The 19528-nt window shown below is 68.9% G+C and carries 19 protein-coding genes; 9 read left to right on the forward strand and 10 right to left on the reverse strand.

Features of this window, described 5'->3' with window-relative positions; translation table 11 throughout:
- Positions 1–32 precede the first annotated feature (32 nt).
- Positions 33–482: a type II 3-dehydroquinate dehydratase gene (locus EV187_RS13695; RefSeq protein WP_130353613.1), complete on the forward strand. Its 450-nt coding sequence runs from the start codon at positions 33–35 to the stop codon at positions 480–482.
- A 47-nt stretch (positions 483–529) separates the two neighbouring features.
- On the opposite strand, the gene EV187_RS13700 is transcribed toward EV187_RS13695, so the two are convergent.
- Entirely contained in the window at positions 530–1891 is a 1362-nt protein-coding gene (locus EV187_RS13700; RefSeq protein ID WP_130353614.1) for an FAD-dependent oxidoreductase, read from the reverse strand.
- Between the two features lie 28 nt (positions 1892–1919).
- A complete protein-coding gene (locus EV187_RS13705) occupies positions 1920–3008 on the reverse strand; it encodes a Gfo/Idh/MocA family protein (protein ID WP_207221844.1) in 1089 nt (362 codons plus the stop codon).
- A 318-nt stretch (positions 3009–3326) separates the two neighbouring features.
- Here EV187_RS13705 and dctP point away from each other — a divergent pair, with 318 nt between their 5' ends.
- On the forward strand, positions 3327–4385 hold the full coding sequence (gene dctP, locus EV187_RS13710) for a TRAP transporter substrate-binding protein DctP (protein ID WP_165391194.1): 1059 nt from the start codon (positions 3327–3329) through the stop codon (positions 4383–4385).
- A gap of 67 nt (positions 4386–4452) precedes the next feature.
- On the opposite strand, the gene EV187_RS13715 is transcribed toward dctP, so the two are convergent.
- Together EV187_RS13715 and EV187_RS13720 are read right to left on the reverse strand one after the other, a co-directional pair.
- Positions 4453–5217, reverse strand: coding sequence for an IclR family transcriptional regulator (locus EV187_RS13715; protein WP_130353617.1), 765 nt, complete (start codon positions 5215–5217; stop codon positions 4453–4455).
- Positions 5218–5220: 3 nt separating this feature from the next.
- A complete protein-coding gene (locus tag EV187_RS13720) occupies positions 5221–5979 on the reverse strand; it encodes an IclR family transcriptional regulator (protein WP_165391195.1) in 759 nt (252 codons plus the stop codon).
- A gap of 134 nt (positions 5980–6113) precedes the next feature.
- Here EV187_RS13720 and EV187_RS13725 point away from each other — a divergent pair, with 134 nt between their 5' ends.
- The 4 genes from EV187_RS13725 to EV187_RS13740 are packed head-to-tail and all read left to right on the forward strand — an operon-like array spanning position 6114 to position 9860.
- The gene (locus tag EV187_RS13725) at positions 6114–7961 is read left to right on the forward strand and encodes a bifunctional sugar phosphate isomerase/epimerase/4-hydroxyphenylpyruvate dioxygenase family protein (RefSeq protein WP_130353619.1); all 1848 of its coding nucleotides are present in this window, start codon (positions 6114–6116) and stop codon (positions 7959–7961) included.
- Positions 7958–8260, forward strand: coding sequence for a Dabb family protein (locus EV187_RS13730; protein ID WP_165391196.1), 303 nt, complete (start codon positions 7958–7960; stop codon positions 8258–8260). The genes EV187_RS13725 and EV187_RS13730 overlap by 4 nt, the downstream gene beginning before the upstream one ends.
- A gap of 8 nt (positions 8261–8268) precedes the next feature.
- On the forward strand, positions 8269–9189 hold the full coding sequence (locus tag EV187_RS13735) for a shikimate dehydrogenase (RefSeq protein ID WP_130354077.1): 921 nt from the start codon (positions 8269–8271) through the stop codon (positions 9187–9189).
- A complete protein-coding gene (locus EV187_RS13740) occupies positions 9186–9860 on the forward strand; it encodes a TetR/AcrR family transcriptional regulator (RefSeq protein ID WP_130353621.1) in 675 nt (224 codons plus the stop codon). The genes EV187_RS13735 and EV187_RS13740 overlap by 4 nt, the downstream gene beginning before the upstream one ends.
- A 6-nt stretch (positions 9861–9866) precedes the next feature.
- Here the strand turns inward: EV187_RS13740 and EV187_RS13745 are convergent, their stop codons facing one another.
- The 3 genes from EV187_RS13745 to EV187_RS13755 all read right to left on the reverse strand — a co-directional run bounded on the left by EV187_RS13745 (position 9867) and on the right by EV187_RS13755 (position 12529).
- A complete protein-coding gene (locus EV187_RS13745; protein ID WP_130353622.1) occupies positions 9867–10637 on the reverse strand; it encodes an IclR family transcriptional regulator in 771 nt (256 codons plus the stop codon).
- A gap of 3 nt (positions 10638–10640) precedes the next feature.
- The gene (locus EV187_RS13750) at positions 10641–11381 is read right to left on the reverse strand and encodes an IclR family transcriptional regulator (protein WP_165391197.1); all 741 of its coding nucleotides are present in this window, start codon (positions 11379–11381) and stop codon (positions 10641–10643) included.
- A gap of 185 nt (positions 11382–11566) precedes the next feature.
- Positions 11567–12529, reverse strand: a complete 963-nt coding sequence (locus tag EV187_RS13755; RefSeq protein ID WP_165391198.1) for a ThuA domain-containing protein — start codon at positions 12527–12529, stop codon at positions 11567–11569.
- Positions 12530–12819: 290 nt separating this feature from the next.
- On the opposite strand from EV187_RS13755, the gene EV187_RS13760 reads away from it, so the two are divergent.
- The gene (locus tag EV187_RS13760; protein ID WP_130353624.1) at positions 12820–13770 is read left to right on the forward strand and encodes a YncE family protein; all 951 of its coding nucleotides are present in this window, start codon (positions 12820–12822) and stop codon (positions 13768–13770) included.
- Positions 13771–13895: 125 nt separating this feature from the next.
- On the opposite strand, the gene EV187_RS13765 is transcribed toward EV187_RS13760, so the two are convergent.
- From EV187_RS13765 to EV187_RS13775, 3 genes are all read right to left on the reverse strand, one after another.
- Entirely contained in the window at positions 13896–14459 is a 564-nt protein-coding gene (locus tag EV187_RS13765; RefSeq protein ID WP_130353625.1) for a carboxymuconolactone decarboxylase family protein, read from the reverse strand.
- Positions 14449–15354: an NADP-dependent oxidoreductase gene (locus tag EV187_RS13770; protein ID WP_242609606.1), complete on the reverse strand. Its 906-nt coding sequence runs from the start codon at positions 15352–15354 to the stop codon at positions 14449–14451. The genes EV187_RS13765 and EV187_RS13770 overlap by 11 nt, the downstream gene beginning before the upstream one ends.
- Before the next feature lie 61 nt (positions 15355–15415).
- The gene (locus tag EV187_RS13775; RefSeq protein WP_130353627.1) at positions 15416–16618 is read right to left on the reverse strand and encodes an epoxide hydrolase family protein; all 1203 of its coding nucleotides are present in this window, start codon (positions 16616–16618) and stop codon (positions 15416–15418) included.
- Positions 16619–17211: 593 nt separating this feature from the next.
- On the opposite strand from EV187_RS13775, the gene EV187_RS13780 reads away from it, so the two are divergent.
- Both EV187_RS13780 and EV187_RS13785 read left to right on the forward strand, forming a co-directional pair.
- Positions 17212–18234: a glycosyltransferase family 4 protein gene (locus EV187_RS13780; protein WP_242609607.1), complete on the forward strand. Its 1023-nt coding sequence runs from the start codon at positions 17212–17214 to the stop codon at positions 18232–18234.
- Between the two features lie 155 nt (positions 18235–18389).
- The gene (locus EV187_RS13785) at positions 18390–19526 is read left to right on the forward strand and encodes a glycosyltransferase (protein WP_130353629.1); all 1137 of its coding nucleotides are present in this window, start codon (positions 18390–18392) and stop codon (positions 19524–19526) included.
- The last annotated feature ends 2 nt before the right edge of the window (positions 19527–19528 follow it).

The raw sequence follows: 19528 nt of genomic DNA on the forward strand, positions 1-19528 counted from the left end.
GAACCCGGATGGTCGCCGGAAAGGAATGACGCATGGCCAGGAAGCTGTTCGTGCTGAACGGCTCGAACCTGAACATGCTCGGTCTGCGCCAGCCCGAGCTGTACGGCTCCGCGACGCTGGACGACGTGCGCAGCGACTGCGAGCGGGTAGCAGGCGAGCTGGGGTTCGAGCTCTTCTTCGCGCAATCCAACGCCGAGCACGAGATCGTCGAGTGGGTGCACGACGCCTTCCGCCAGCAGGCGATCGTCGTGATCAACCCCGCGGGCTTCAGCTTCCGGTCGGTGCCGCTGCTCGATGCGCTCAGGATGCTCGCCCGCCCCGTCGTCGAGGTGCACATCACGAACATCCACGCCCGCGATGCCGTCTACCAGCACTCCCTCATCTCGTCGGTCGCGCGCGTGGTGATCGCAGGCGCGGGCGTGTACGGATACGAACTTGGGATCCGCGCCGCCGACCGGTTGGCGCCCGAAGGCGGCGAGTGACGGCGTGATCTCCGAAGCGGCGGTGATGTTGCGATCGGGGCGGCGGCTCAGCCGAGGGCGATCGCGTCGGCGGCCTCGATTCCGAACACCAGCGCCTTCGTCAGTGCCGTCCCCGTCATGTAGGACGCGCCGTGGAAACCGCCGACGACCTCGCCCGCGGCACAGAGTCCGTCGATGCGGCTTCCGTCGACGCGCTTCACCGAGGTGTCCACCGCGACGCTGAGTCCGCCGAAGGTCGACGTCATCGCCGTCACTGCCGGGTACGCGTAGAACGGCCCGGTTGCCACGGGCACGAGCGCGCCCACGCCGTTCACGAGACCCGTCCGGCCGAGCGGGTCGTCATGGCGACCCGACACGCTCCCGTTGTACTGCGCGACCGTGCGCTCGAGCCGTTCCGGAGGGATTCCGAGCTCGCGGCCGAGCGCCGGGATGGTGGGTGCGCTCACGAGGTGCCCGAGCTCCTCGAGCCGCTCCATGTCCGAGAGCGGAACTCCGGGCTTCGAGCGTGCCCGCACGACGGAGTCGAAGATCTGGAAGGCCATCCGCCCCGGCTGGCTCAGCACCGCGGATCCGAGGTCCTTGTACGACTCGGACTCGTCGGCGAAGCGCTCGCCGCGAAGGTTCACGAGGATCGCACCGAGATAGTTGGCGGTCAGCAGCTCGTGCTCCTCGTCGTTCGTTTCGGCATGCTGGCCATAGGTGCCTGCGACGTGCCCGACGTCGGCCAAGCCGGCACCGAGCATCCATGCCATTCGAAGCCCGTCGCCGGTGTTGCCGACGCCGCCGTACGGCATGGCGTCAGCCTGGTCCGGCACGAACAGCTCGAGCAGCTCGCGTGAGCGCGAGAACCCGCCGCTGGCGAGGACGACCCCCGAGTTCGCCACGAGGACTCCGCGCTCGGACCTGATGCCGACCACCCTGGAGCCATCGGTGACCAGTCCATCGGCCGCGTGCGCGGGGAGGATCATGGCACCCGCGGCCACCGCCTCGTTCTCGAGGTGCGCGAGCAGATCGCCGATGCGGATGAGATGCGCCCGCGCGACCGTCATCCCGGCACTGACCTTGAGCTCGTCGGTCCACGCTCCGGCACGATCGATCGCGGCGACCGCGTTCGCCTGCCGGTGGACGAGCGCCTCCAGCAGCGCCTCGTCGGCGTAGCCCCCGCCGGTCTCCGACATGTCCGCGAGGAAGAGGTCGTCGGAGTCCTCGACGCCTGCACGGCGCTGGAGCGTCGTGCCGGACAGGGCGAACCATCCTCCGCTCATCGCGGAGCTTCCTCCGAGCCGGTCGCGCTTCTCCACGAGGGCGACCCTCCGTCCGTGCGCCGCGAGGCGCCGCGTCGCCGCCAGGCCCGCGAGTCCGCCGCCGACGACGATCGCGTCGAATTCCCGGCCCTCTCGCTCCGTCATCGCCGGGCCTCCCCGTCATGCGATGGGGTCACGATCGCTCCGACGCCTCGGTATCGGCCAGGAACCCGGCGACGTCGACCGTTTCGCCGGTACGGCCGGCGAGCGCTGCCGCCTCGACCAGCGCGAGCGTGCGTGAGGCATCCTCGGCTGAGACGAGTGGCTCCGCCGATCCGCGCGCGACCTCGACGAAGTGGTCGAGCTGTGCCTGGAACGAGCCCCGCGGCGCGACGGGAAGGTAGGTGCGCGACAGTGGCGAGTGCCAGTCGGCGGGCACGGAAGGGTCGTAGGCGTACTTCGCGAGGTTCGGCACCGACAGCGCTCCGCGCGTGCCCACGATCCGGTAGGCCACCCCATCGGGCAGGAATGGGAAGGCGAGCGTCTCCTCGGTGGCCTGGTCCCAGCCCCACGGCGACGCCCCGGCGTCGGAGGCTAGGAGGCTTCCGACCACTCCGCTCTCGAACCTGAGGTTCAGCGACACCGTGTCCTCGACCTCGAGACCGCGCGCATGCGAGCTCCGCATCGCCTGGATCTCGGCGACCTCGCCGCACAGGTACCGCAGAAGATCGAGGTCGTGCACGACGTTGATCAGCGTCACGCCGGCGCCCGCCTCGCGATGCCAGGGGGTGTCCGTGAAGTACGCGTCCTCCTTGCGCGCAGACCAGAGACCACTGACGGCGACGACCTGTCCGAGTTCGCCGTCGCGGATGGCGCTGCGGGCGCGCGCGACCGCGGGATGGTGCCGCCGATGGTGACCGACGAGGAGTCGTCCATCCAGACGGGTGACGGTGTCGACGAGCAGGCGGGACTCCGCGTACGTCCTGGCCACGGGCTTCTCGAGGAGTACCGCGACGCCGGCCTCGAGGCATTCGACGGCCGTCTCGACATGGAGCGGGTTCGGATTGGCGATGATGACTGCATCGAGCCGCTCCGCTTCCAGCATCCTCGCGGCGTCCGCGTACGCGGGACACCCGAGATCCACGTCGAGAGGCGGGACGGGGTCGGCGATCGCTGCCAGGGCCGCGCCGGACGCCGCATGGATGAAGCCGATGTGCTGGCGCCCCATGAAGCCGGCTCCGACCACCCCGATGCGAACGGGCACGGGTTCGGATGCGGTCACGGCGCCTCCCTGCATCGTCGCCGTCGCGATGGTCCGGACCGAGCGTATGCCACGATGGAGCGACGCGCTGGAGTCGTTCCATTCAGCGGCGAACGCCACCGCCGACAGCCCGGAACCGGATGTTCCACTCGACGGGACATGGCTTTGCGAACCGATCGAAGTCCGTCAGAGTCGGCACTGCCACCGGGCCGTAACCTGACAGCGTGGTCGACGAGGATCTCGCCCCGTGCGAGCGGTGTCGACCGGATGTCGCGCTCCGGCCATCGAATGTCACGTCAGAGCTCGCACGAGGACGTGCGCAAACAAGAGGAGAGTCCCATGGGCACAGCCCGCTCGACGCGCCGAGGCCGAATCGCCGCGTCGGTGCTCGCAGCAACCACCCTCGTCGTCACCGGCTGTGCCGGAGGCGGCGGCGCTCCCGAAGAGACCGGCGACGCGGGCGCGTCTGAGAACAAGCCCGTCACACTCAGTGTGGCGACGAGCCAGAACGAGCAGACGCCGAACTACTTCTGCGGCGTCGAGCTGCTGAAGGAGCGCCTGGAGGAGGCCGACATCGGCTTCACCGTCGACCTGTATCCGGCCAGTCAGCTCGGACCGGACGCCGACCGCTTCCCGCAGGTCCAGGCAGGTGACATCGACATCGACCTGCAGGGTGCATCCGCGCTCAGTGCCACGTACGAGCCGATCGGCGTCGTGGATGCCGCGTACGCGTTCAACGACGTGGACCACGCGTTCGAGTGGATCGATGAGAGCTCGGAGGACCTGTTCTCGGGCTTCCACGAGGCCACGGGTGTCAACATCGTCGACGGCTGGTACTTCGGCAACCGTACCTTCACGACCAAGGACGTCGAGGTGCACGGCCCCGAGGACCTGGCGGGCGTGCCCATCCGGTTCCCGAACTCCCCGATCTTCCTCGCGAACGCGGAGGCGCTCGGTGTGACCAACCCCGTCTCGGTTGCGGTGGAGGAGGTCTACACCGCCCTGCAGCAGGGGATCGCCGTGGGCCAGGAGAACCCCATCGTCGCGACGCGCTCGTCGAGCTACGACGAGGTCCTGAACACCGCGATCCTCAACGACCACAACGTCGGCATCCACTGGATCCTCGTCAGCGACAAGACGTACGAGAAGATGAGCGAGGAGCAGACGGCACTGCTCGAGGAGACGATCCACGAGATCCGCCCCGAGAACCGCGAGTGCGTCGATGAGGCGACCGAGGAGATCCTCGACGAGTACCGCGCGAACGACGCGTTCACGGTGATCGAGCAGGAGGACATCGACATGGATGCCTTCATCGGCCAGGCGGAGGAGTACTTCGAGGGATACTTCACCGGCGAGAACCTCGAGGCCTACCAGGCCATCCGCGAGACCGCCGGCTGACTCCGGCGACCGGCGAACGGGGTGGGTGCGAATGGGCACCCACCCCGTTTCCGTGGTGGTCACCGGATCAGTGCTGGCCTGCGGCGGCGATCCGACGACTCAGCGTGATGGCCGCGGCATGAACGGCCGGCGCGATGCGATCCGGAACCACGTTCGAGACCGAGCCGGTCGCGGAGATCGCGGCGATGGGCGCCCCGCCTTGGCCGAGGATCGCGCTCGCCGCGCAGGCGCGGCCGTTCACGCTCTCCTCCTTCTCGGTCGCCACCCCGAGCCTGCGGATGTCCACCAACTCGCGCAGGAACGCCGACGGTTCGGAGACGGAGTGCCGCGTGTGCACGTCCGGTCGACCCTGGATGATGCGCCCGACGACATCTTCTGGAGCGAACGCCAGGATGGCCTTTCCGAGCGCCGTCGCGTGCGCGGGGAGGCGGCCGCCGATCCTCGCCAGCGGGGTGCAGGTGGGCTCTCCGTGCACGATCGCGACGAAGACCACGTCGGCGCCGTCGAGAACAGCGAGGTTCACCGTTTGACCGGTCGCGTCGCGCAGCTCGGTCATCACGGGGAGCGCGAAGTGGCGAAGCCTTCGCGGCTGCTCGACGCTCTGGGCCAGCTCGAAGAGGCGGACACCGAGAAAGAGCCTGTCGCCGTCGCGGTCGAGGAAACGCTGCGCGACGAGGTCGGCGGCGATCCTCGAGACCGTGGACTTCGGAAGGTTGGCGCGCCGGGCCAGCTCCGAGACTCCCAGCCCTTCGTCGTGCTCGCCGAACGCGTCGAAGACGGCCGTCACACGGTCGAGCACGCTGACCGACTCGGTCCAGTCGGCGGTCCGCATGTCTCACGCAGCCGAGAGTCGACGACTGACGGACGTGCCTGCGGCACGCACCAAGGGCGCGACGCGATCCGGGTCCATCGCTCCGCTGGGACCGGCGATGGAGATCGCGCCCAGCACGATGCGGTCACCCGAGAGCACGGGACTCGCGACCGCGAGGATGCCGGGGTACGAGACCTCCAGGTCCGTCGCCACGACCGCAGCGCGCACGTGAGTGAGCTCGTCGCGGAACCGGTCGGCGGCGGTGTCGATGAGCGGCGCACTCACGCGGTCCACGACGCCCTGGTCGGCGCAGAAGGCGAGGTAGGCCTTGCCGCTGGCGGTCGTCAGTGCGGGCGAGTGCATGCCGGCGCGGGTGGGGAGCATCGGAAGGCGGCCGGCGACGGCGGCGATCGACACCATGTCCGTCCCCTGCTGGACCCAGAGCCCGACGCGTTCTCCCGTGATATCCCGGAGTTGCCGGATGACGGGCGCCGCGGCGGTGAGGAGCCGGCGAGGGAGGCTCGCGCGGGCACCGAGCTCCCAGAGACGGAGCCCGAGCGTCACGCCGTCGTCCGTGCGCTCCAGGTAACGCTGGCCGGTCAGCTCCGCGACGAGGCGCGAGACGGTGGATTTCGGCAGGTCGGTGCGCATCGAGAGATCGGTGATCGAGATCGAGCCGCCGGATTCCTTCACCGCGTCGAGGATCGCGATCATGCGACCGAGCACGGAGACCGGTGCGCCCGAGGGAGCGGGGATCGTGTTCCATTCGGCGAGACTCGTCATCGAGTATCCCCTTCCAGCGGCTTGAATCGTCGTCGATCGCCCTTCGACTTCGAACGTACTAGTTAGTACAGATCCATGCAATGCTGTTCCGAGAAACCCGCGGGTACCATCGCCGGTGGCCGCAGAAAGGCGCCATGCGCACATCGATCGCCACGGTCTGCCTGAGCGGCACACTCGATCAGAAGCTCGTCGCGGCACACGAGGCGGGATTCGATGGAGTCGAGGTATTCGAGCCGGATCTGGTGGCCTCCCCCCGGTCGCCTGAGGCGATCCGCGCGCGAGCCGAGCAGCTCGGGCTGTCGCTCGACCTGTACCAGCCCTTTCGCGATTTCGAGGGCGTCGGCCCCGAACTCCTCGAGCAGAACCTTCGTCGAGCGGCGGCGAAGTTCGCCCTCATGAATCGCCTGGGCATCGCGACCATGCTGCTGTGCAGCAATGTCGCGACGGCCCGCAGCGGGGATGAGCAGCTCGCCGCGGTCCAATTGCGGCAACTGGGGGACGTCGCCGACCGCTTCGGTGTTCGCATCGCCTACGAGGCGCTCGCCTGGGGCCGATTCGTCGACAGCTATGAAGCGGCCGCCCGAATCGTGCGCCTCGCCGACCATCCACGCGTGGGCCTGTGCCTGGACAGCTTCCACATCCTGTCGAAGGGGCATGATCCCGAGGCGATCGAGACCATACCCGCCGACTCGATCTTCTTCGTCCAGATGGCCGACGCCCCACTCCTCTCGATGGACGTGCTCTCGTGGAGCCGGCACCACCGCCTCTTCCCAGGCGAGGGCGGCTTCGACCTCGGGACCTTCATGGCGCACCTCGTCCGCACGGGCTACGACGGTCCCGTCTCGCTCGAGGTCTTCAACGACACGTTCCGCCAGGTCGATCCGCTCGCTACGGCGGTCGAGGCCCGACGCTCACTGCGCTGGCTCGAGCATGTGACGGCCCTGTCCTTGGGCTCCGCTGCCGGCGGCGGCGCCGCTCGGATGTCGACCGCCTCGCTTCCGGCCGTCGCGCCGCCTGCCGACGTGAACTACGTGGAGTTGCGAACCGGCGAGCTGCAGGAGCTCAGGCGCCTCCTCATGCAGTTGGGCTTCCGCTCCCATGGAGAGCACCGGACCAAGCGCGTCGAGCTGTGGTCGCATGGGGCCGCTCGGGTCGTGATCGGAGCGCCGGACTCCGAGCACGTGCAGCCGACGGTGGCCGGCATCGGCCTCTCGGTGAGGGATCCGGCCACCGCATTGCGACGGGCGAAGGACCTCTTCGCGTCCGAGGTTCCCCGGGACGAGCGACCAGGCGAAGAACCGCTCCTCGGTGTTCGAGCTCCCGACGGGTCGGAGGTGTTCTTCGGCGCCGAGGGGGCAACGGAGCCGAGATGGGTGAGTGAGTTCGGCATTCCCGGACACGATGACCCGCACCTGATCGAACGTGTCGATCACGTCAACCTCGCCCAGCCCTGGCAGCGCTTCGATGCCGCGGTGCTCTTCTTCCACTCGGTGCTCGATCTCGGCGCCGAGGCATCGATCGACGTGGCCGCACCGGTGGGCCTCGTACGCAGCCAGGTCCTTCGCAGTGCCGACGGAATCCTGCGAATCGCCCTGAACCTGGTGCCCTCAGGAGCCAGCGACGATGCGATCCTCCCGCAGCACATCGCCTTCGCGTCCTCCGATGTCATCGCGCTCGCCCGAGGGGCGCGCGAGCGCGGCTTCGAACCGCTCGACATCCCCGGCAACTACTACGACGATGTCGAGGCGCGCTACCAGCTCGAACCCGGCCTCATGGAGGAGCTCAGGGAACTGAACGTCATGTACGACCGGGACGAGGACGGGGAGTTCCTGCACTTCTATACCCATCCCATCGGGACCGTGTTCCTCGAGGTCGTCGAGCGACGTGGAGGATACGCCGGATATGGCGCGCTCAACGCGCCCGTCCGGCTCGCTGCCCAGTACGAGCATCGCCGCGTCGCAAGTCAGGGAGCTCCCGCGTGATCCGACACGTCGCCGTCTTTCGATTCGTCCCCGAGTTCACGACCGAGCATCGGGAGCACTGGATGGCGCTCGTGCGGGCCCTGCCGGACCGGATCCCCCAACTGCGCAGCATGACCGTCGGTGCGGACGTGCTGCGTGGCCCGGCGTCGTACGAGCTCGCGATCGTCGCCGACTTCGATGATCTCGACGGCTTGGAGGCCTACACGCGGCATCCGGCACACGCCGAGGTGCTGAGGATCTCCGCACCGGTGAAGGCATCGCTTGCGACGGTCGACTTCGAGATCCCGGATGCGTCGTGACCGATCAGATGCGAGCCCCCGGATCTCCTCCCGGGCCGCGGCCCGGACCGTTCCTCGTCGGCCTGATCGGCGAAGGCATCGGAGCATCGTTGACCCCGGCGATGCATGAAGCGGAGGCCACGCAGATGGGACTCGACTACGAGTACCGCATCTTCGACCTCATCGAGCTCGGCCGGCCAGCCGGCGACGTCGGAGCGATACTCGCCGAGGCGAGGGCCGACGGCTTCACGGCGATGAACATCACCCACCCCTGCAAGCAGCTCGTCCTCGAACTCGTCGATGAGCTGGACGCGGATGCCGCACACCTCGGAGCGGTGAACCTCGTGGTGTTCGACGACGACCGCCTGGTCGGGTACAACACGGATTGGATGGGGTATCGCGACGGTCTCACGACGGGCCTGCCGGGAGCGTCGTTCGAGCGCGTCGTGCAGATCGGCTGCGGCGGCGCGGGCGCTGCGACCGCATACGCGCTCCTGACGAAGGGCGCGGAGCGGCTCGAGCTGTCGGACGTCGACGACACTCGCGCGGAGGATCTCGCCGCCCGGATGCGCGCCCATTTCCCGACGCAGACCATCGTGACGCTCGAGCCGGGCGACCTTCCCCAGGCCATCGCCCGCGCAAGCGGCGTCGTCCATGCGACACCGTTGGGGATGCTCCACCATCCGGGGACGGCGTTCGACCTCGACCTGCTGCGGGAGGGAGCCTGGGTGTCGGATGTCGTGTACCGACCGCTCGAGACGGATCTCGTGCGGCAGGCGGCCGAGCGAGGGCATGCCGTGCTCGACGGCGGTCGGATGGCCGTGGGCCAGGCATGCGCTAGTCTCCGAATCATCACGGGCATGCTGCCCGATCGTGACCGGATGCAACGGCACTTCCGTGCGCTCATCAGCGCTGAGGAGCAGTTCGGCGCTGGAGGGGGCCAACAATGAGCGAGCGGTTGAGCGAGGTCAGCGACAGCGGGATGACCGAGCGTGCCATCCGGACCCAGGGCGACATCCTCGAGGTCGCCACCGCCGAGTTCGCAGCGAACGGCTACGCGGGTGCGCGGGTCGACGAGATCGCCGCCCGCACGCGCACGACGAAGCGCATGATCTACTACTACTTCGGCTCGAAGGAGGGGCTCTACCTCGCGGTCCTGGAACGCGTGTACGCGCAGATCCGACGGGTCGAGCGCGGCATCCACATCGACGAGATGTCACCGGACGAGGCGCTGCGCACGCTCGCGGAGGCGACGTACGACCACCACACGACGCACGAGGAATTCATCCAGCTCGTCAGCATCGAGAACATCCATCGGGCCGAGCATCTGCGTCAGTCGCAGACGATCCTGCGCGAGAACGTCACGGCCATCACCCTGCTCGAGCAGGTCATCGAGCGAGGTGTGCGTGAGGGCATCTTCCGCGACGATGTCGATGCGCTGGACGTGCACATGGTGATCAGCGCCTACGCGTGCTTCCATGTGGCCAACCGGCACACGTTCGCTGCCATCTTCGATCGGGACATGCTCGACCCCGCGCTCCAGGAATCGCACCGACGACTCATCGGCGACATGATCGTCGCCACGATGACGGATCGTCGCAGCGCCGGAGGCGAGCGCTGAGGGGCGTCAGACCGCCCTCGACCCGCCCGGGGCCAGGCGACGCGTGAGCATCAGCGCAGCAGCCCGGATGGCCGGAGCGAACCGGTCGGCATCGAATCCGTCCGCGCATCCCGAGACCGACACCGCCCCGACGAGCCTGCCCGAGGGCGCGAACACCGCGCTCGCCGCGCAGGACACGCCGGCCCCGAATTCCCCGACCTCGGTCGCGAGTCCGCCCCCTCGGATGTCGTCGAGCTGACGGCACAGCACCGCCGGATCGCGGATCGTGTGGGCCGTCCATGCCTCGAGTCCTGCGGCGACGACCTCCTCGACGTCGGCAGCGGGTGCGTGCGCGAGCACGGCCTTCCCCAGCGCGGTGGCGTGGATGGGGAGCCGCCCGCCGATGCGGACGGTCGGCGGTGCTGCGAAGCGACCGCGCATGACGGCGATGCAGACCATCTCGCGCCGGTCGCGGATGGCCAGGTGCACGTTCTCCCCCGTCGTGGTGCGAAGGTCGGCCATCACCGGCAGGGCGGCGGCCCTGAGCTCCCGCGGCTGCTCGGCGAGCTGCCCGAGCTCGAAGAGCCGCAGGCCCAGATGGATCCGCTTCCCATCGCGCTCGAGGTATCTCTGCCGCACGAGCGTCGCGACCAGCCGGGAGACCGTGGACTTGGGAAGGCCGGCGCGCAGCGCGAGCTCGGAGATGCCCAATCCCCGGTCGTCCTGGTCGAAGGCCTCGAGGATGGAGGTCATGCGGTCGAGGACGCCGAGCGCGTCGCCTGCGGCAGCGTCGCGCATGGATCACGCCACCTGCAGTGCCAGCCGGTGCGTGAGGGCGAGCGCCGCGTGCCGCACCAGCGGCATCATCCGGTTCGCGTCCATGTTCGTCACCGGGCCCGCGACGGAGATCGCGGCGACCGGCAGCCGTTCCGGTGACAGGACCGGGCTTGCCACCCCGACCACTCCGGGGAACGTCTCGCAGCGGTCGACGGCGACGGATTCCGTGCGAACCGTGGCGAGCTCCCGTTCGAGCATGTGACGCCGCTGGGGGTCGAGGCCGGCCATCACGCTGGCGAGGATGGACTCGTCGCTCGTGAATGCGAGGACCGCCTTGCCGAGCGCGGTCGTCGCCGAAGGCACTCGGACTCCCGCCCGGGACGGGACCGGTCGCAACCGGCCCCGCACCGAGATCACCGAGAGCATGTCACGCCCCTCCTGAACCGCGACGTTCAGGTGCTCGCCGGTCGCGTTGAACAGCTCGGCCAGCACCGGCAGTGCCGCGATGCTGAGGCGCCGCGGGGTGCTGGCGCGCGCTCCGAGCTCGAAGAGCCTCAGGCCGATCACGACTCCGTCTTCGGCGCGCGTCAGGTATCGCTGCCGGATGAGGTCGCCGACGAGCCGTGACACGGTGGATTTCGGGATGCCGGTGGCCAGCGCGAGCTGGGTGATCGTGGTCGTGCCGTGCGACTCGCGGACCGTGTCGAGGATGGCGAGGATCCTGTCGAGCACGGACACCGGCTCGTCTCTGAGAGCGGATCGCATGAGTGCAGTATCCGTCGAGTTCACGGGGGCGGCAAGCGCGCCTCGCATCGACGCTGCCATGGTCCCACTCACTGGAACATCGGCGTCCGTGGGCGCCATCGCGTGGCGCGCAGCGGGGGCCCGAACTCGTCCACGCGGACGGGTTCGGACCCCTTCTCGTCGGGCCAGCGTGCCGTGATGCGGCGTCAGGCCGCGCAGAACGGCTTGATGCCCATGGCGCTTTCGAGGCCCCCCAGCACGTGCTGCTTGAAGAACTCGTCGCCCGCCAGCGGAGCATCGGTCCAGGCAGCAGCGTCGTGACCGAGCGTCGTCAGCCACGCCCGACCGCCGTCGTAGTACTGGCACCAGCTCACGGGGTGGGATTCGCCGTGGCCGGCCGGGGTCGCCTCGCTCGTGGCCTGGTCGACCTCGAGCAGCACGTTGACGAAGCTGGGATACGGCACCAGGTTGTACCACTCGTCCTTGAACGCCCACGTCTCCGGCAGGAACGACGTCGAGACGTCGTTGCGGTTGATGGTCTCGACCGTTCCGTCGCGGTTCGGTCCGTGGTTGTAGAAGTTCGCTCCGCCCAACAGGCCTTCGTAGTACGGCCAGTGGTACTCGGCTCCGAACGCGTTGTGGATGCCGACGAAGCCGCCGCCGCCGCGGATGTACTGCATGAGCGTCGTCTGCGCCGAGTCGTCCAGCGTGTCGCGGTTGGAACTCAGGAACACGACCGCCTGGTAGTTGTTCAGGCGGAACTGCGAGAGGTCCTCGGTGTAGTCGGCTGCGATCCCTCGCTCCGCCGCCCAGGCGATGAGGGCGGCCTGGGCGATGTTGTTGGCGTTCAGCGGCGGGTTCAACCCCGGTGCCAGCGGCGTGCCGAGGTGGGCGTGGCGCGGACCCGCGGTGCGGCTCCAGATGAGGATGCGCTTCGGCTCATCCGCGGTCCAGCCGTTGCCCCATTCGTTGTAGCAGGCGGGATCGGCACCGCGGCACACGCCGTAATCCTTGATCTCGTCGAGGTAGATCTGGCTGGCGGTCGCGGGCTGTCCGGAGAGTCCGTTCCCGGGGTCCTTGTCATTCAAGGCCGTTCCCCCGACCGCCATGCCCGCGCCGAGCGCTGCCGCGGCGACGAGGGCGACTCCCGAGCGTATGAGCGATTTCATGTGATCTCCTTTGATCGTTCGTGCTGATGCCTCGGGTGCGCCAAGCGCGATCGGCCCGGGGGTGGTGTGAATCTAGGCGTCCCCGAAGCCGGCGGGCAAAGCTCGTTCCACCCAGTAAGCCGGCCGGGTCCTGCAGCCCGTGAGATCCGTTTCAGGCGCTCGCCAGGGGTGGATCGGTCGGCTCTCGCCTGGGCGACGAACCTGCGTCGATGGCCGTCGCCCGTCTCAGTGGATGGATCCGGGATGGACACGGACGTCGGACGTGCCCTTCACTGGAGAGCGGAGGCGCGATGGACGACGGACGATTGCTCGTCGTATGCAAGGACGACAGCTCGCTCGAGGTGATCGACCTGGAGATGTCGAGAGCCGCGGGGGCGGTGCTCGCCTCGGGCTTCACGCCGCATGAAGTCGTGGCGACGCGCGACGGACGACGTGCCTACATGCCCGTCTACGGCGACACGGGCGTCGGGTCCGCGGGAAGCGACGGTCAGCGGGTCGATGTCGTCGATCTCCTCACGTTTCAGCTCGTCGGCGCAATCCGGCTGCCCTTCCCGAGCCGTCCGCACCAGTCCGGTCTGCTCCCGAACGGTCGCGTGATCGTCTCGACGGAGCTCGACGAATCAGTCAGCGTCATCGACCCGCGAACCCTCCGCGTCGTCGCGCGGCTGCCGACCGGCCAGGCGGAGTCCCACACGTTCGCGGTCAGCGTCGACGGACGTCGCCTCGTGACGGCCAATGTCGGGCCTGGGAGCGTGAGTGTCATCGATGTCCCGTCGCGTAGGCTCCGCGGCGTCGTGCCGGTCGCAGGGAAGGTGAATCGCATCTGCCTCGAACCCGATGGACGGCTCGGCTACACGGCTGACCAGGGTTCGCCTCGCATCGCCGTCATCGATGCACAGCTCATCGAGCAGGTCGCCTCCATCGAGCTGCCATCGATCGGATTCGGCACGGCGGTGACGTCGGGCGGTTCGCACCTCGTCGTGGCGCTCAGGACGGCGTCGGAGATCGCGGTGGTCGATCTCCGATCCCGCGAAGTCGTGCATCGAGTCGCGACGCCGGATCACCCGCAGGCGATCGTCCTTCATCCGGACGGCGTCCGCGCGTACTCCGCTTGCGACGCCGCCGCCTGCGTCGTCGAGGTCGACATCCGGGCGGGGCGGCTGCTGCGTCGCATGGAGACCGGTCGCAATCCCGATGGGATCGCCTGGTGCCCGCGCCCCACGCCGGCCTCGAAGGACTGATACGCCGTATTCATCTGGCCGTCGCTCCCGAGCCGCGTGATTGCGCGGCATCCGCGCGGACTGGAACTCGAAGAGTCACCGGATCGATGCCGGTCGGAGCCATTTGCAACCATGCGTACTCATGCTCAGAGCTCCGCCGACTCCGGACCGAAGTCGCTCGGGACTTGCTCGGTCATTCGGGACGGTCTCGGCGCGGTGGGAGCCTCGTCTGCCACAGGTACGGCTCCCTGCGCGAGTTTGAGACGAGTCCAGACGTTCATGTTGATGATCACCGCGGCGATCTCAGCGACCTCCTTCTCGTCGAAGTGGGTGCGGAGCTCATCGTGCAGCTCGGCGAAGTGCGAGATGTCGTACTGCGTGAGGCCCTCGCAGTACGCGAGCGCGACCTTCTCGGCGTGCGAGAACCTGTCACTCTCTCGCCAACTCGGGAGATGGGCGACCACATCCGACGGGATCCCCAGTCGGGCTGCCACCTCGGTGTGAAGGATGAGACAGTACGAGCACGGGTTGAGCTGGGCCACCCGCAGGCGCAGGAGTTCGGCAAGACGTGGACTCAACGACAGCTCGGCCCTGTAACCGAATCGCGCCGCCATCTGCTTCGCGAGGTCGTGGAACGGCGTGAGGTCGGGATCGAAGCGGGTGTTCTCGAACCGAACTCCCGACCGGCGGATCTCCCTGTCAGCGCGCATCCGCCGCGCTGTCGTTCGAGTCGGCGACCGTCACCGCGATGATCGTCCGGCCCCGAATGCGCTGGCCGGGCTCGAAGGCCGCAGCGGCTTCACCGAGCGGGCGTACGGCGCCGACGATCGGCCTGAGGCGACCGTCCTGAAGCCGCCGACCCAGATACACGAGGCGAGCCCGGTCGGGCTCGACGACGAAGAAGATCGCCTGGCCAATCCGCGGCTGTCGTGGCGGGGGCTCGGCCATGGTGACGATCCTCCCGCCGGCACGCAGGACGCCGAGGGACCGCTCGAAGACCTCGCCGCCGATGACGTCGAAGACGACGTCCACCGGGTCGATGCCCTCGAGGTCGTCGGATTGCAGATCCACGAATGCGTCGGCTCCGAGCTCCATCACGAAGTCTCGATCCTGGGCGCGGCCCGTGCCGACGACCCGGGCGCCGGCATCGCGAGCGAGCTGCACGGCGATGGAGCCGACGCTGCCGGCCGCGCCGTGGATGAGGACGGTCTGCCCTGTCTCGAGGCATCCGTGATCGAAGAGTCCCTGCCATGCCGTGAGGCCGGAGATCGGCACAGCGGCTGCGGTGACGAAGTCCACGCTCGCCGGCAGCGGTGCGAGGTTGCGCGCCTCGACGGCGACGTACTCGGCCAGCGAGCCGTTGCGGGTCCAGTCCGTCAGACCGAACACACGCTGCCCGACGGTGAGCCCGGTGGTGCCGAAGCCCAGTTCGGCGACGACACCTGCCACCTCGTGACCCGGGACGCTCGGGGAGCGGTCCCGCCCCGCACGGTCGACCCAGGTGCCGGCCCACGTCAGTTCGCCGCGCGTGAAGCCGGCTGCGTGGACGCGGACGACGACGTCGTTCTCGAGGCTCGGCGGGTAGTCGATGTCGGTAAGCGTCATCGATTCGACGCCGTCCCCCCTCTTGGCCACGGTGATGGCCTTCATGACGAGCTCCCCGCCTTCAGCGCAGTGAACGGAACGCAGCCCTCAGTTCATCGGTGAAGAGTCCTGGTTCCTCCCAGGCGGCGAAGTGGCCGCCCCTGTCGGCCTCGCTGAAGTAGGCGAGGTCGGGATAGACCGCTTCGACCCAGCTCCGGGGGGAGGCCCAGATCTCACCAGGGAATGTCGTGAAGCCGACCGGCACGCTCACCGGCGGCGGCGCCTGCCCGCTCGCCAGCGATGCGGCCAGTGCTCGTGCGTCCTCCCAGTACGACCGTGCCGCCGAGTCCGCCGTGCCGGTCAGCCAGTACAGGGTGATGTTGTCCAGGATGTGGTCCCGCGTGAGATTGCCCACCGGCGCGTGGTCGACGAAGGCGCGGGTGATCTTGTAATAGCTGTCCGTGTCGTGGTCGAGCATCCAGCCCGCCAGCCCGACGGGTGAATCCAGCAGGGAGTAGCTGATCGTCTGCGGTCGCGTCGCCATCTCGAGGAAGTAGCCGAAGCCGTCCTCGCGGAACGTCCCGAAGGCCGTGGCCGCGGCCCGTTCCTGTTCGGATTCCCTGGGCAGGTGATCACCGACCGCGAGCGCCGCGGTGAGCAGGTTCAGGTGGTACCCGGCGAGGCCCTCGACCGCCTGCCGGCCCATCAGATCCGTGACCAGCGCACCCACGTCACCGCCCTGGGCGACGTAACGGGTGTAGCCGAGGCGGCGCATCAGCTCCGCCCACGCACGAGCGGTGCGGGCGGAGTCCCACCCGAGCTCGGTCGGCTCACTCGAGAACCCGTAACCGGGCAACGACGGCAGCACCAGGTGGAATGCGTCGTCGGCGGTGCCGCCGTGCGCGGTCGGGTCGGTCAGCGGGCCGACGGTCTCCAGCAGCTCGATCACCGAGCCGGGCCAACCGTGCGACATGATCAGCGGCAACGCGTTCTCATGCGGCGACCTGACGTGGATGAAGTGGACCTGCACCCCGTCGATCTCGGTCGTGAACTGCGGCAACGCGTTCAGCTTCGCCTCGCACCGCCGCCAGTCGTACTCGTCCGTCCAGTACCGGGCCAGCTCCTGCAACGTCGCGAGCTGCACCCCCTGAGAGCGATCCGAAACCAGCTCTTGGGTGGGCCAGCGCGTCGCAGACACCCGCCGACGCAGATCATCCAGCCGCTCCCCGGGGATCTCGACCTGGAACGACTGGATTTCCGACGTGGTACCGATGGTGTTGCTCATGATGTCTCCTCAAGCGCAGCGGCCTGAAGGCACCACCGATCCCAGTCGTGGAGAGGTCCGGCTCATGCCAGGCCGCAGGGGTGGTTTGGGATCTCGCTTCGCGCGACCTGAGGGGTCGATGACCTCGCCAAGGGTACTCTCCTGCTCCGCATCTCGCACCCGTCGAAGGCCCGACTGCTGGGGACCCCGAGTCCGTCGGAGTCCTCGTGCGCTTCGCCGAACTCATCGGCCCCGCCGGACACTCATTGCCCCGCCGCACGAGTCCGGGCCGGGCTGAGCGACTCCTCGCCAGAGGATCGGCGACTCATCGGGTAGGGCGGCCCCAGGTTCCGACGGGCGCTCCTCCGGGCCGATGCTGATCCAGATCTCGATGGGGTCGGGCGCGCCGACCGACCACGTGCTTCCAGCCTCCGGCGCGGGGATGGGGCGTAGTGTCGCAGCGTGACGAGAACAGCTCCAGCGCGGCTCGGCGGGGACACGTTTCGTCGTGCTCGGTGTGCCGATCGCAGGAGTGCTCGAGCCGGTGACTCCATCGTGATGGCCGAGATCGGTGCCGGCGCGCGGCGCGAGCGGCCCCGGCGATGAGGGTGGCGATGCTCGGCCCGATCGCGTGGCGCACGCCGCCGCGGCACTACGGCCCGTGGGAGCGGGTGACGAGCCTGCTCACCGAGGGGCTCGTGCGCCGGGGCGTCGACGTCACCCTCTTCGCGACGGCCGACTCGCGGACGTCGGCGACGCTCGAGTCGGTGGCTCCGCATGGCTATGCCGAGGACGCCGACATGGACGGCCGGGTATGGGAGGCACTGCACATCGCGCATGCGATGGACCTCTCGTCGGGGTTCGACCTCGTGCACAACCAGCTCGACTGGCTTCCGCTCGCCTTCGGCGCCCAGTGGGGTGCGCCGATGGTCACGACGATCCATGGCTTCTCGGGTGACGCGATCCTCCCTGCCTATGAGCGGGCGCGTTCGACGTTCGTCTCGATCTCGGACGCCGACCGCTCGCCCGCCCTCACCTACGCGGCGACGGTGCAGCACGGCATCGACATGGCCGAGTTCGACACGCCGGATGTCGCCACGACGGCGACGGCGCGCGACGACCTCGTCGTCTTCGGCCGCATCCACCCCGACAAGGGCATCGCTGACGCGATCGAGATCGCCGCCCGCGTGGGGCGTCGACTCGTCATCTGCGGAATCGTGCAGGATGCCGCGTACTTCGCGGATCAGGTCGAACCACGCGTCGACGGTGACCGCGTCGTGTATCGCGGATCGGTGGGCCCCGAGGAGCGGACCGAGGTGCTTGCGTCGGCAGCAGTGCTGCTGCATCCGATCCACTTCGCCGAGCCGTTCGGCCTCTCGGTCATCGAAGCCATGGCATGCGGAACACCCGTCGTCGCCTTCCGACGAGGTTCGATGCCCGAGGTGGTCGAGGACGGCTTGACGGGGTTCGTCGTCGATGGTGTCGCCGAGGCCGTCGAGGCGGTGCCTCGCGCCGCCGCCCTCGACCGCACCGCCGTGCGGCGGCGAGCGCGCGAGCGCTTCGACGTGGAGCGCATGGTCGACGGCTATCTCGAGGTGTACCGCACCGTGCTCGGACGAACGGGGAGGCTCGCATAGCCGTGGTGTATGGTGCGGAGCACAGCGCGCCCCTGCTCCCGGGCCGCGTGAACCGGACCGCGGCAGCGCAGGCGTAGTTCCACGAGGGTTGCCGTTGGCAGACGTCTCGAAGGCACCGGGCATCGACAGGTGCTCGGCCGAAAGAGAAGGTCGCCATGCCCCGCTACGGATTCCTCTCCACCTACCCGCCGACCCGTTGCGGGCTCGCGACGTTCACCGAGGCCCTCGCGGGCGCCCTCGTCGGCAACGGAACCCGGGATGCCACGATCGTGCGCGTGCTCGATTCCCCCGTCGACCGATCGGATCCGACCGTCGTCGGCCGCATTCCCACCACGCGCGAACTCATCGCGGACGACATGGTCAGTCTCGGGGCGTCGGTTCGCGCCCTCGAGGAGTGCGATATCGCGATCGTGCAGCATGAGTACGGCATCTACGGCGGACGTGACGGCGACGAGGTCGTCACGCTGCTCCGGATGCTCGGCACCCCGACGATCGTCGTCCTGCACACCGTCCTTGCGGCGCCGTCGAGGAACCAGCGCGAGGTGCTGGAGTCGGTCTGCGAATCCGCCGCAGCGGTCGTGGTCATGACCGAGAACGCACGCGACATCCTGATGAGGACGTACCGCGTCATGCCGATGAAGGTCCGCGTCATCCCCCACGGAGTCCCCGTGCAGCACGCGGCCTCCGCGCCCAGGCGCAACTCGACCAAGCGGGTGCTGACGTGGGGGCTGATCTCGCCCGGCAAGGGCCTCGAGTGGGGCATCCGCGCGATCGCAGAACTCGGCGACCTCACGTCCCCCGTCGAGTACGTCATCGCCGGTCAGACCCACCCGAAGGTGGTCGCACGCGACGGCGAGCGATACCGCGAGGCACTGCAGCGACTCATCACCGAGCTCGGGCTCGACGACACCGTCACGATGGACGACCGGTACCTCGACGCTGCACAGCTCGCCGACCTGGTGACGACGGCGGACGTCGTGCTGCTGCCCTACGACTCTCGCGACCAGGCGACCTCCGGCGTCCTGGTCGAGGCGATCGCCGCCGGGGTGCCCGTCGTCTCGACCGGATTCCCCCACGCGGTCGAGCTGCTCGGCGGCGGGGCCGGCCTGATCGCCCGGCACGGCGACCCGGAATCGATGGCGGCCGCGATCCGCACCATCGTGGAGACCGAGGAGACGGCCAGGCAGATGCACGAGGCCGCCCTCCGCGATGCGCACGACTCGTCGTGGCCGGTCGTCGGCGAGCACTATCGCGCGCTCGCCGCCCGGATCGCAGCGGCGCGCGCCGCGTGACC

It is taken from the genome of Agromyces ramosus (assembly GCF_004216665.1).
Classification (GTDB): domain Bacteria; phylum Actinomycetota; class Actinomycetes; order Actinomycetales; family Microbacteriaceae; genus Agromyces; species Agromyces ramosus.

Coding starts and splice junctions, on each gene's coding strand:
- EV187_RS13725 (WP_130353619.1), top strand. CDS start 6,114: ATGCGCACATCGATCGCCACGGTCTGCCTGAGCGGCACACTCGATCAG.
- EV187_RS13715 (WP_130353617.1), bottom strand. CDS start 5,217: ATGCGGACCGCCGACTGGACCGAGTCGGTCAGCGTGCTCGACCGTGTG.
- EV187_RS13740 (WP_130353621.1), top strand. CDS start 9,186: ATGAGCGAGCGGTTGAGCGAGGTCAGCGACAGCGGGATGACCGAGCGT.
- dctP (WP_165391194.1), top strand. CDS start 3,327: ATGGGCACAGCCCGCTCGACGCGCCGAGGCCGAATCGCCGCGTCGGTG.
- EV187_RS13775 (WP_130353627.1), bottom strand. CDS start 16,618: ATGAGCAACACCATCGGTACCACGTCGGAAATCCAGTCGTTCCAGGTC.
- EV187_RS13755 (WP_165391198.1), bottom strand. CDS start 12,529: ATGAAATCGCTCATACGCTCGGGAGTCGCCCTCGTCGCCGCGGCAGCG.
- EV187_RS13700 (WP_130353614.1), bottom strand. CDS start 1,891: ATGACGGAGCGAGAGGGCCGGGAATTCGACGCGATCGTCGTCGGCGGC.
- EV187_RS13765 (WP_130353625.1), bottom strand. CDS start 14,459: ATGCGCGCTGACAGGGAGATCCGCCGGTCGGGAGTTCGGTTCGAGAAC.
- EV187_RS13760 (WP_130353624.1), top strand. CDS start 12,820: ATGGACGACGGACGATTGCTCGTCGTATGCAAGGACGACAGCTCGCTC.
- EV187_RS13695 (WP_130353613.1), top strand. CDS start 33: ATGGCCAGGAAGCTGTTCGTGCTGAACGGCTCGAACCTGAACATGCTC.
- EV187_RS13770 (WP_242609606.1), bottom strand. CDS start 15,354: ATGACGCTTACCGACATCGACTACCCGCCGAGCCTCGAGAACGACGTC.
- EV187_RS13720 (WP_165391195.1), bottom strand. CDS start 5,979: ATGACGAGTCTCGCCGAATGGAACACGATCCCCGCTCCCTCGGGCGCA.
- EV187_RS13780 (WP_242609607.1), top strand. CDS start 17,212: ATGCTCGGCCCGATCGCGTGGCGCACGCCGCCGCGGCACTACGGCCCG.
- EV187_RS13745 (WP_130353622.1), bottom strand. CDS start 10,637: ATGCGCGACGCTGCCGCAGGCGACGCGCTCGGCGTCCTCGACCGCATG.
- EV187_RS13785 (WP_130353629.1), top strand. CDS start 18,390: ATGCCCCGCTACGGATTCCTCTCCACCTACCCGCCGACCCGTTGCGGG.
- EV187_RS13735 (WP_130354077.1), top strand. CDS start 8,269: ATGCGAGCCCCCGGATCTCCTCCCGGGCCGCGGCCCGGACCGTTCCTC.
- EV187_RS13750 (WP_165391197.1), bottom strand. CDS start 11,381: ATGCGATCCGCTCTCAGAGACGAGCCGGTGTCCGTGCTCGACAGGATC.